This is a genomic window from Desulfocurvus sp., from assembly GCF_023230885.1.
Lineage (GTDB): Bacteria > Desulfobacterota > Desulfovibrionia > Desulfovibrionales > Desulfovibrionaceae > Desulfocurvus.
Genome location: NZ_JALNWM010000112.1, coordinates 1 through 10,936 on the forward strand (window position 1 = coordinate 1; position 10,936 = coordinate 10,936).

Annotated in this window: 9 protein-coding genes; all 9 read right to left on the reverse strand. The window is 68.3% G+C overall.

Features of this window, described 5'->3' with window-relative positions; all coding sequences use genetic code 11:
• Positions 1 to 163: 163 nt before the first annotated feature.
• Positions 164 to 1,102, reverse strand: a complete 939-nt coding sequence (locus M0P34_RS09270) for a hypothetical protein (RefSeq protein WP_291498632.1) — start codon at positions 1,100 to 1,102, stop codon at positions 164 to 166.
• A 75-nt stretch (positions 1,103 to 1,177) separates the two neighbouring features.
• Positions 1,178 to 2,224, reverse strand: a complete 1,047-nt coding sequence (locus tag M0P34_RS09275) for an IS1595 family transposase (protein WP_291498633.1) — start codon at positions 2,222 to 2,224, stop codon at positions 1,178 to 1,180.
• Positions 2,225 to 2,370: 146 nt separating this feature from the next.
• Entirely contained in the window at positions 2,371 to 2,733 is a 363-nt protein-coding gene (locus M0P34_RS09280) for a cupin domain-containing protein (protein WP_291498634.1), read from the reverse strand.
• 206 nt (positions 2,734 to 2,939) lie between these two features.
• Positions 2,940 to 3,836 (reverse strand): flagellin, encoded by an 897-nt coding sequence (locus M0P34_RS09285; RefSeq protein ID WP_291498635.1) that lies wholly within the window; start codon positions 3,834 to 3,836, stop codon positions 2,940 to 2,942.
• Positions 3,837 to 4,380: 544 nt separating this feature from the next.
• Complete coding sequence (locus M0P34_RS09290) at positions 4,381 to 6,822, reverse strand: PBP1A family penicillin-binding protein (protein WP_291498636.1); 2,442 nt, start codon at positions 6,820 to 6,822, stop codon at positions 4,381 to 4,383.
• Positions 6,819 to 7,388, reverse strand: a complete 570-nt coding sequence (locus M0P34_RS09295; RefSeq protein ID WP_291498637.1) for a zinc/iron-chelating domain-containing protein — start codon at positions 7,386 to 7,388, stop codon at positions 6,819 to 6,821. The genes M0P34_RS09290 and M0P34_RS09295 overlap by 4 nt, the downstream gene beginning before the upstream one ends.
• 1 nt (position 7,389) lies before the next feature.
• Positions 7,390 to 9,006, reverse strand: a complete 1,617-nt coding sequence (locus tag M0P34_RS09300) for a glycosyltransferase family 39 protein (RefSeq protein WP_291498638.1) — start codon at positions 9,004 to 9,006, stop codon at positions 7,390 to 7,392.
• 20 nt (positions 9,007 to 9,026) lie between these two features.
• Positions 9,027 to 9,983 (reverse strand): KpsF/GutQ family sugar-phosphate isomerase, encoded by a 957-nt coding sequence (locus M0P34_RS09305; protein ID WP_291498640.1) that lies wholly within the window; start codon positions 9,981 to 9,983, stop codon positions 9,027 to 9,029.
• Between the two features lie 45 nt (positions 9,984 to 10,028).
• A partial coding sequence (locus M0P34_RS09310; RefSeq protein ID WP_291498639.1) for an amidophosphoribosyltransferase occupies positions 10,029 to 10,936 on the reverse strand: 908 nt, incomplete at its 5' end.

Consider the following 10,936-nt stretch of genomic DNA (forward strand, 5'->3'; position numbering starts at 1 on the left):
GCCTGGAGGGCGGCGATCTCGGCCTCCTTCACGGCGGCCTGGGAGCGCTTTTCCTCCTCGCTGCCCTCGCCCTGCCTGATCTCGTCGAGCTCCTTGCGCAGGGCCTCGATGCGCTTTTGAATTCGGGATTTTAAAACATTCTGTTGTTTTTCAAGGATTAGGTTTAGTGCCCGACGATTTTCACGACAAGCTTGGTGATGCCGGTGGTTTGCCAGGCCCCGCTCCTGTACCAAGTCTTCGAGCGCAGGTTGCCGCTGACGTTGGATGTTTCGGTCATCCCGCCCGCATCCCATTGTCTTTCTTTGATTCTGCCATCGGCGTAATGTTCTTGAATGACGGCACCCTGCTTGAGAAGAAGGCACTTGAATTCCTTGGTGTCGCCCGGCACATATTCGATGGGCAGGGTCTGCCCGGTTTTGCGTGGGGCGGATTGCGCTGGAGCGGCAGTGGCCTTTGCGGGACGCGGAACACAGTCTTCAAACAGCCCCACGAGCTGGGCCGCCCGCAGGTATAGTTCGCTTGTGTCGGCCACCTGTTTTTGGAGCGGGGTCACATCGTCGATTACGATGTTTTTGAAGCCTTGGTTGACGATGATCTGGAACCGAAAGCCGTCCCGGCGCCCACGGAAGAAGGATTCCATCATCCGGGCGGCTTCCTCCACGCCTTGGATAGTGGCGTTGTTGACCTTGGGCGACAGGAAAAGGATCTCAACGGGCACGCCGGGGAAATGGATGTCCATGGTCAGGGCCGTCCTAAACAGCTTCTTGACGATCCGGGCGGCGGTTTCGGCCTTGGGGCCGTATTGCAGCCCGTTCGTGTGAAAGGCGATGTCGGCGGCGATGACTTTCCTTGCCGTCCCTTGCACGAACTGCACGCCGAGTACGTCGACTTCAGCCTGGCCGAGGAACTGGGAAAGACTGGATGTCTTTTTCAAGACCTTTTCCGAGAACTCGGCCGCGCCTTCCCTGTACCACTGTTCATGTTCGGCCGTGATCTCGCCGGGCCATATGGGGGAAGGTTTCCAGTTCAGTTCGGCCAGTTGGCACCCCCTGCAATGGCGTACCCATGTCCTTACCAGCGATTCGCCTATTTCGACTTTCATGTCCGCTCCTGATTTTTCCTCCCCATACGACAATGGCGCGGGACGGTCCAGCCCGGAGCGAAATATTCTGACCGGTTACGGTTCCATGCCCACCTTGAACTCCCGGAAATCCCTGACCGGCGTGTAGGCGGTCTTGCGGCAGGACTGGCGGTAGAACTCCTCAAGCCTGCTCTTGGATTCCAGCTTGGTCACGACCCGGAGCAGGTTGAACCACGCCATGTAGTGGTCGAGGAACTTCGAAGCCACACCACAGAACCGGCGCATCCATTCCTTGAGGCCCGCATGGTAGTTGTTGACGTGCTGGATGTGGTGAACACCTTGTGTATACACGCCCTGACGGCTGTTCAGGCGGACATGCCGGAGGCCCTCGCGCTTGGCGTAAGTGGTGAAGCCGGACATTGAATCAGTGACAAGGGTGCTGTCGGGCATAAGGTTGCCGCCCACAGCCCGAGCTACTTGGTCCGCAGACAATCGCCCTCGGCCGGCGGCCCGGCTGAGGATGTCTCCGTCGCGGCTGATGCCCACCAGTACGGCGACCTGTTCGTTCGAGATGCCCCGCTTCCTGGCAACTCCACGGTGCTTCCTCGGAGGACGATGCTTCAGATTCCGGCTTCCCTTGTTGGACTCCACGAAAAAGGTCTCGTCCATCTCGACGATACCTTCCAGAATGTCTCTGTCGTGCAGGGCCTTCAAGGCGCGGAGGATTTTGTGCCGCCAGTAGAAGGCGGTCGGAACGGATATCTTAAGCCGCTTGGCGGTCCGGGGAAGGCTCAACCCCTCGATCATGCATCGGATGTAGCGTGACCACAGCTCAGGCTTGTGGGTCCCCGCCATCGGCGTCCCGGTCAGCTCGGTGAAGGTGCGTCCGCAATCCTTGCACATGTACCGCTGGCGGGCCATGTAGGCGTTTTTGTCGCTGTAAGCGCCCCAGCGCTTCACATCGACGCTTCCGCACCTGGGGCAGTGCCTGCCGTCGGCAAAACGCGCCTCGACAATAGTGTCCCTGAACCCCTTCAACCCCTCGATGTGTTCGTGGAGATAGGATTCAATACGGCGTGCGCAGGATTCCTGCTGGTCTTTGTTCAGCGATCTGAACTGGTTGATGACAGATTCGATAGACATTGCGCTTTGCCTCCTGTTAGTCCATACTTAAAAGTTAGACTTTTTTTGGCAAAAGCAACATTATTTTTTAAAATGCCGAAAATATATTGCGCACCCGGAAAACCCCGGGCCGGGACGCCCCTGGCCCGGGGCGCGGGGCCCGGGCCTCAGTCCGGCAGCAGCTCGGTGTCGTCGTGGGCGTAGGCCGGGGCGCAGCAGCACAGCACGCGCAGCGGCCCGGGGCCGGTGTTGGCGATGCGGTGCGCCGTGCCGGGCGGGATGCACACCGTGTCGCCGGGCTCCACGGCGAAGCGCTCCGCGCCCAGGGTCATGAGCCCCGTGCCCTCCAGCACATGGTACAGCTCCTCGGCCACGGGGTGGCGGTGCGCGGCCGTGGCGCACCCGGGGGCCACCGTGGCCTCGGCCAGGCTCTGGGCGGCGTTGCCGTGTACGGCGGGGTGCATCAGCTCGCGGATGGTCGAGCCGTCCTTGGTGACATAGGGCGGAACAAGGGCGTGGCTGGTCTTCATGGCCGCAGGATGCCCCAAAGGCCGGGGCTTGTGAAGCGCGGGCCAGCCCCCGGGGCAAAGAGGAAGCGGGGCCTTGCGGCCCCGCTTTCGTGGACGGTGTCGGCCCGCAGCGGGCCGGGGGGCGCTGCGCCCGGGCCGACCTCGCGCCGCCAGGGACGGAACGCGCGCCCGGGGCGGGGCCGATCAGCCGGCCCCGGACGCATCACCTACCCCCCCAGCAGGGACAGGGCCAGCCGCGGCAGGCTGTTGGCCTGGGCGAGCATGGCCACGGCGGACTGGGAAATGATCTGGTTGCGCACGAACTCCGTCATCTCCGTGGCCACGTCCGCGTCGGAAATCCGCGACTCCGAGGCCTGGAGGTTCTCGGCCTGGATCTGGAGGTTGGAGATGGTGTTCTGCAGGCGGTTCTGGGTGGCGCCCAGGGACGCGCGGATGTTGTCCTTGGAGACGATGGCCTCGTTCAGGGCCTCCAGGGCGTTCTGCGCGGCGGACTGGGTGGAGATGGTGTAGCCAGCGCCAGCGCCCGCGCTGTTGCCCACGCCCAGGGCCGAGGCCGTGGAGTTGTTGATGCTCACATAGTAGTAGTCTTCGGCGCTGTCGTTGCCCGAGCCGAAGTGGACCTTCAGCGGGCCGGTGGAGACCAGGCCCGAGCCGTCGTGGGTCGTGTCGGCTCCGGAGAGGTTGCCGTTCAGCAGGTAAAGGCCGTTGAAGTCCGTGGAGTTGGCGATTCGGGTGATTTCCGAGGCCATGGCCTGGTATTCGGACTCGATGATCAGGCGCTGGTCGGAGTTGTAGGTGCCCGTGGCCGCCTGTTCCGCCAGCTCCTTCATGCGGATCAGCTTCTCGTCGATGACGCCCAGGGCGCCGTCGGCGGTCTGGATCAGCGAGATGGCGTCGTTGGCGTTGCGCACGCCCTGGTTCAGGGAAGCGATGTCCGCGCGCATGAGCTCGCGGATGGCCAGACCGGCGGCGTCGTCGGCGGCGTTGCCCACGCGCAGGCCCGAGGACAGTCGGCGGACCGAGGTACCCAGGTCGCTGAAGGCCGAGGCCAGGTTGCGGGCTGCGTTGGCCGCCATAAGGTTGTTGTTGATAATCAGAGACATAGCCTTTCCTCCTTGAATGTTCAGGGCTTCCTTGCCAGGGGCTGCCGGCGTCAAAGTCCCCACTTCGCGCGGCCTGTCGCCCCTACCCACTTGCTGGTCTTATCGGCCTTTATCCGGAGGACTTTAGTTTTTTTTTGCGCGGGGCCGATATTTGCGCGCGCCGCGCCCGCCAGGGCCCGAACGGCGGGGCAATCCGGGGCCCGGGGCCCGGCTGCGCCCGCCCGGGCATCCGGGGTGCCCGCGCCCCGGGCGTCCATGCCGCAAGCCCCGCCGCCCCGCTGCCTTGTGCCCGGCCCCGCCTTGCTGCCCGGTCACCGTGCTGCGCCCTGCCGTCCCCGGCCGCGCCGCCTGTGTCCGGCCCTGCCGTCTCCCGCCCGGCCCCGCTGCCCTGCCCTGCCGTCTCCCCCCCCGGCCCAGCTGCCCTGCTGCCTGTGTCCAGCCCTGCTGCCCGGCCCTGCCGTCCCCGGCCGCGCCGCCTGTGCCGTGCGGACAAAAAAAGGCGCCGCGCGAAGCGCGGCGCCTGGAAGACCGAAGGCGGGCCGGGCTACTGCTTGAGCAGGTCCTCGCCCCGGGTGGTGGCCGAGGGGCCGGGGGCGCCAAAGTCGTCGCCGTCCTGGGCGGTTTCCGTGGGTTGCGTGCCGTCCTTGAAGGGCAGGAAGAAGGTCTTCTCGGCATAGGGCGAGGCCAGAAGGCCAGAAACCGGGTCGATGCGCGCCATGACCACGCCCTGGGGCAGGGGGAAGTCGCGCTCCGGATACCCCGCCTCCACGGCCATGCGGTAGTCCACCCAGATGGGCGAGGCCGCACGGGCACCCGTCTCGTACTTGCCCATCGGGGCCAGCTGGTCGAAGCCGACCCAGACCACGGTGAGCAGGTCCGGCGTGAAGCCCACGAACCAGGCGTCCTGTTCGTCGTTGGAAGTGCCGGTCTTGCCGGCCACGGGGCGGCCCAGCTTGCGCGCGCGCCAGCCCGTGCCGTCGCGCACAACCTCCTTCATCAGCGTGGTGATGATGTAGGCCGTCTGCGGCGAGATGGCCTCCTCGATTCTGGGCTCGGAGCGGAACAGCTCCTCGCCCCAGGCGCTCTCCACGCGCAGGATGAAGCGCGGGTCGATCCAGGAGCCCCCGCGCGCGAAGGCCGTATAGGCCCGGGCGAGGTTCAGCGGGCTCACCGGGACCGAGCCCAGGCTGACCGAAAGATCCTCGGGGAATTCGGCCTCCAGGCCCAGGGCCCGGGCGCGCTCGATGATCTTGCGGATGCCGATGCGCTGGGCCACGCGGATGGTCACCAGGTTGCGCGACTTGCACAGCGCCGTGCGCAGCAGCGTCGGGCCGTAGAACACGCCCTCGAAGTTCTCGGGCTTCCAGACGCGGTCCGTCTCGGAGTCGGTGTAGACGATGGGCGCGTCGAGCAGCACGGTGGAGGGCGTCATGCCGCTGTCCAGGGCGGCGGAATAGACGATGGGCTTGAAGGCCGAGCCGGGCTGGCGCCGGGCCTGGGTGGCGCGGTTGAACTGGCTGGACTCGAAGGCGTAGCCGCCCACCAGGGCGCGCACCTCGCCGCTGCCGGGCTCCAGGGACACCAGAGCCCCCTGGACCTCGGGCTGGCGCTCCAGGGCCAGGGGCCACACTGCGTCGGGCAGGGGCGCGGGGGTTCCGGCGGGGGCGCCCCCGTCCCCGGGGCTCCCGGCGGCCTGGGCAGCGGCGGCGGCCTGAACGGCCTTGGCCACCTCGGCGGGCACGGCCTTCACCGAGGCCCAGACCACGTCGCCCGGGCGGACCACGGCGGCGCAGTCGGCCACCGGGGGTACCTCCTCGGGGGCCCGGGAAACGTCGGGCGTGCGCGCCCAGGACATGTCCTTCACGCCGATGACGCCGCGCAGGGGGCCGAAGCGGACCTCGGCCGCGTCGCGGCCCACGGCGGTCACCAGGGCCTCCACCCAGTCGCCCGGGGCCAGGGCCCCGGGGTCGTAGGGCGTGCGCGCCAGCACCTCCTCCCAGTCGCGCTGGGGCAGGTTCTGGCTGGGGCCGTCCCAGCCCCGGCGCCGGGCGGAGTCGCGCAGGCCCTGGCGCAGGGCCGCCTCGGCGGCGCGCTGGTGGTCGAGGTCCACCGCCGTGTAGACGTGCATGCCCGAATTGTAGACCTGGTCCTCGCCGTAGGTCTCGATGAGGCTGCGGCGGACTTCCTCGAGGTAGTAGGCGCCCAGGGTCCAGGACGGGTCCTCCATGCTGGAGTAGACCGGCTCCTCGGCCAGGGCCGCCTGGTACTGCTCGTCGTCGGCCCAGCCCAGCTCGTGCATGCGGCCCAGGATCCAGATCTGGCGCTCGCGGGCGCGCTCCTCGTTGCGGTAGGGGTTGAAGCGCGAGGGCGCCTTGGGCAGCCCCGCAAGCATGGCCGCCTGGGCCAGGGTCAGGTCCTTGGCGTGGACGCCGAAGTAGGTCCGCGCGGCGGCCTCGATTCCGTAGGCCCGGGCGCCGAAGAATATCTGGTTCAGGTAGATGGTCAGGATCTCTTCCTTGGTCAGGTAGCGCTCCAGGCGGTAGGCCAGGATGGCCTCGCGGATCTTGCGCTTGTAGCTCTGCTCGGGGGTCAGCAGCAGGGATTTGATGACCTGCTGGGTGATGGTGCTGCCGCCCTGGACCACATGCCCGGCCTGGAGGTTGCGCATGGTGGCGCGCAGGATGGCCGCGAGGTCCACGCCCTCGTGCTGGAAGAAGGCGCTGTCCTCGGCGGCCAGGAACACGCGCCAGACGTGGGGCGGCAGCTCCGCCAAGGGCACCAGGAAGCGCTTTTCCTTGTAGAAGTAGCCAAGCACGCGCCCGTCGCGGGCGTGCACGGTGGTCACCAGCGGAGGGTTGTAGTCGGTAATGCGCTTGAAGTCGGGCAGGTCGAGGGAGGCCCAGTAGTACAGGCCGCCAGCCAGGGCCGCGGCCAGCACCGCCGCGCCGCCCAAAAGGATTCCGAGGATTATCGCGAATTTCTTCATGTTTTTTTCCTGGTCCGGGTTGGCGGCGGCACCGGGGCCAGCCCCCGCTCGGGGGGCAGGCCCCAGGCCAGCCGCAGCCGGCCGTGGAGTTCTCTGGCGCTTTTTTCAGTGGTCTGCAACAGGCCCAGCAGGCGGCGCAGGCTGCGCCCCTCGCGCCACGCCAGGCAGCGCTCGGCGGCGAAGACCATGGTCGTCCGCCCTACGGGCCACAACGGGAACAGGCGGCAGTAGTACGGCCTGGCCTCGCGCGGCAGGGTGCAGCCCTCCGGGCCCAAAAGGCGGCAGCACCCGGCCTCGTCCACGGCCAGGCGCATGTGGTGGCAGCCCTCGGGGAACAGCCGGGTTACGAGCTGCTCCTCGCCGGGGAACAGGGCCCGCATGGTGTCCAAAAAAACCGGGCTGTTGGCCTCGCGGGCAAAGGCGCCCGCCGCGCCGGACAGCGCCGCGAGAATCCGCTCGCGCTCGGGCTCCGAGAGGGGGAAGCAGCCCTGCTCGGTGCCGGGCTCAAGGCAGCAGCAGGTCGGGCCGCGCAGGGCGCAGCGCTGGCAGATGTCCGGGTCGGCCACGTCAATACCCCGACGAGGCCGGACGGGGCCACTTCCCCTTGAACCCGTAGCACAGGGCGATGGTGAACTGGCGCGCCGGCCGACCCCGGTGCATCGACTGATAGTGGATTTGGACGGTTTTATCAAAAAGTTCCTCGACCCCCGGCTCCACGCCGCCCTTGAACTTCTGGCGCACATAGATGGCGTCCCAGCCCATCTTGCCCTCGGGGCCGGGCCACAGGTCGTACTGGTTCAGCCTGCGGCCCACGTTGACGCAATAGGCGCGCTCGCGCCCGGGAACCACCCAGCCCAGCTCGGCGGTCACGTCGTAGTGGTTGCCGAAGAGAAAGACCCGCCCGGGATCGGCAAAGCGGGTGCGGCGCAGGCGGTCCACCTCGCGGCCCAGGTCCTCCCAGCCCTTGAGGTGCAGGGCGGGGTTTTCGAGCACCGCCGTCCTGCCCGTGAAGGGATTGGCCAGCTCCACGCGGTAGGGCATGGGCACCAGGTCGTGGCCCAGCCACAGGACAAAGACCAGTGCGCCCACCGCAGGCCAGGTCCAGACCTTCCAGTGCCGCCAGCCCCGGGCCAGGAGAATCCGCTCCCAGACCACGGCGGCCAGGATGAATCCCGAGGCGTAGCTCACGGCGGACCAGTTGGGGTGGACCTTGGTGTGGAAGCACCACAGGGCGAAGAAGCCCCACACCGGCCAGAACCCCGCCACCAGCAAGGCCCGCTGGGAATAGTCCAGGGACGACACCGCGCGCGCGGCCCGGCTCCGGCCGTTGCCCAGGGAACGCAGCGCGCCCCAGGCGCCCACCAGGGTCATGACGAACCACCAGGGCATGAGCAGGCCGAACTGGCTGCCGTAATACTCCGCGAAACGGTCGAAGCGGATGAAGGACTGCGCGCGGCTCCCGGCCAGCCCGCCCAGGTGGGCCACATGCTTGAACCCGGCGAAATCGTTGCCCAGGTTCCACAGCAGGATGGGCGCAAGGCCCAGCCCGGCGCCAACGGCCAGGGCCAGGGCCAGCCGCCGCCAGAACAGGGGCGAGTCGAGCAGCCGCCGCCGCAGCAGCACGCCGTGCAGCACGGCGGTGACGGCGAAGGCCAGCATCATGTATTTGCCCCAGGTGCCCACGGCCAGGGCCGCGGCCAGGGCGACGAAGGGCCAGCGCGCCCCGGGGTCGCGCCCGGCGGCATAGAGCGCGAACAGCGCCACCCACCAGCAGACCATGAGCGGGTTGTCCGTGGTCATGAGCGTTCCGGCGGCCAGGAAGAGCAGCGTGGTGTTGAGCACCAGCAGGCACAGCAGCCCCAGCCTCGGGCGGCCGAACAGCCGCGACAGGCCGAGATAGACCGTGACCTGCATCAACGCCGAACCCAGCACGGCGCCCAGGCGCACGGCCAGGGCCGAGTCGCCCAGAAGCCAGGTCCACAGCCCGATGATCCAGGCGATGAGCGGGCCCTTGGTGAAATAGGAGAACTGGAAGGTGCGCGACCAGTCCCAGTACTGGGCCTCGTCCTGCACCAGGTCGAGCTGGCCCGAGGCCGCGAAGGCCAGCCGGGCCAGGGTGGTCCCGAGAATGAGAGCGCCGGCCCACAGGTCCGGCCGGCCGCTCCAGGGTGTCCGTCTGTCCATCGGTCCGCCCGCGTCCATGCCTACCCCGCGAACCTGAGCAGGCCCTTGCCCAGCAGGTCGTGCAGGTGGACCATGCCCACCAGCCGGTGCTCCGCGTCCACGATGGGCACCACGGTGATGGCTTTGGCCTCCATGAGGTCCAGGACCTCGGCCGCCGAAGCCTCGGGGGTCATGCTCGCGGGGTCGGGGGTCATGAGTCCGGCCACCGGGGCCTCGGGCCCGGCCCCGCCGCGCAGCAGGATGCGCCGCACGTCGCCGTCGGAAACGAAACCCGTGAGCCGCCGCCCGGCGCCGGTGACGGCCAGGGCGCCCAGGCCGCCCTCGTGCAGCCGGGCCAGGGCCTGGGCCCAGGTGGCGCCCTCGTCCACGGCGGGCACGTCGCCCGCGTGCATCAGGTCGGCCACGCGCATGGCCAGCCGCTGGCCCAGGGCTCCGCCGGGGTGGCAGCGCCTGAAGGCCGCGGCGTCGAAGGCGTTCCACTCGATGAGGCAGACGGCCAGGGCGTCGCCCAGGGCCAGGGCGGCGGTGGTGCTGGCCGTGGGCGCAAGCCCCAGGGGGCAGGCCTCGCGGGGCACCCCGGAGTCGATGACCACGTCGGCCAGGCGGCCCAGGGACGATTCGCGCCGCCCGGTGAGGGCGATGATGCGCACCCCCCCGGCCTTGAGGGTCGGCAGGATGGCGTTCAGCTCGTCGGTCTCCCCGCTGTTGGAAATGGCCAGGGCCACATCCTCGGGGCGCAGCATGCCCAGGTCGCCGTGGGCGCCCTCCACGGGGTGCAGGAAGAAGGCGGGCGTGCCCGTGCTGGACAGGGTGGCGGCGATCTTGCGGCCCACCAGCCCGGACTTGCCGATGCCCGTGACCACCACGCGGCCCCGGCAGCCGGCCAGCATCTCCAGGGCGCGCACGAAGTCCGCGTCCAGGGCGTCGCGCACGCGGGCGAGGCCGCAGGCCTCGATGTCGAGCACCTCGCGGGCCATGCCCAGCCAGTCGCGTTCAGGAGCCTTGGGTCGCACCGCGTCCTCCTACCAGCTGAGCGCCCGGTCCTTCTCCAGGCACATCTTGCCCGCGCCCACGCAGGGTTCCACGGGATACTTGCCGTTGAAGCAGGCCAGGCAGAAGTCGTCGGGGTGTTCCACCGAGGCCAGCAGCCCCTCGATGGACAGGTAGTGCAGGCTGTCCAGCCCGATGTAGCGCGCGATGTCCTCGACCCTGTTGTTGGCGGCGATGAGCTCGCCCTTGCTGGAGAAGTCGATGCCGTAGAAGCAGGGGGAGACGATGGCCGGGCAGGACACGCGCATGTGGATCTCGCGGGCGCCCAGCTCGCGCAGTTTCTTGACCCGCGTGCGGATGGTCGTGCCGCGCACGATGGAGTCCTCGACCACCACGATGCGCTTGCCCTCGACCATGCTGCGCACGGGGTTGAGCTTCATGCGCGTGGAGAAGTCGCGCATGTCCTGGGAAGGCTGGATGAAGGTGCGGCCCACATAGTGGTTGCGGATCATGCAGTGCTCGTAGGGCAGGCCGGACTGCTGGGCGTAGCCCACGCAGGCGTAGACCCCCGAATCCGGGAAGGGCATGACCAGGTCGGCGTCCACGGGCGCCTCGCGGGCCAGGGCCATACCCATGGCCTTGCGGCGCTGGTAGACGTTCTGCCCAAAAACGTAGGAGTCGGGCCGCGCGAAGTAGATCAGCTCGAAGATGCACTGGCTGACGGCGGCGGGCTCGACATAGCGCAGGCTGCGCAGGCTGCCGCCCTCGATGACCAGCATTTCGCCCGGGGCCACGGGCCGCAGGTATTCGGCCTCCAGCAGGTCGAAGGCGCAGGTCTCGCTGGCCAGGACGTAGGCGTCGCCAAGGCGGCCCAGGGCCAGGGGCCGGAAGCCGCCGGGGTCCTTGATGGCGATGAGCTTGTCGCCAGCCAGCAGCAGCA

Coding starts and splice junctions, on each gene's coding strand:
- M0P34_RS09270 (WP_291498632.1), bottom strand. CDS start 1,102: ATGAAAGTCGAAATAGGCGAATCGCTGGTAAGGACATGGGTACGCCAT.
- M0P34_RS09275 (WP_291498633.1), bottom strand. CDS start 2,224: ATGTCTATCGAATCTGTCATCAACCAGTTCAGATCGCTGAACAAAGAC.
- M0P34_RS09280 (WP_291498634.1), bottom strand. CDS start 2,733: ATGAAGACCAGCCACGCCCTTGTTCCGCCCTATGTCACCAAGGACGGC.
- M0P34_RS09285 (WP_291498635.1), bottom strand. CDS start 3,836: ATGTCTCTGATTATCAACAACAACCTTATGGCGGCCAACGCAGCCCGC.
- M0P34_RS09290 (WP_291498636.1), bottom strand. CDS start 6,822: ATGAAGAAATTCGCGATAATCCTCGGAATCCTTTTGGGCGGCGCGGCG.
- M0P34_RS09300 (WP_291498638.1), bottom strand. CDS start 9,006: ATGGACAGACGGACACCCTGGAGCGGCCGGCCGGACCTGTGGGCCGGC.
- M0P34_RS09305 (WP_291498640.1), bottom strand. CDS start 9,983: ATGGCCCGCGAGGTGCTCGACATCGAGGCCTGCGGCCTCGCCCGCGTG.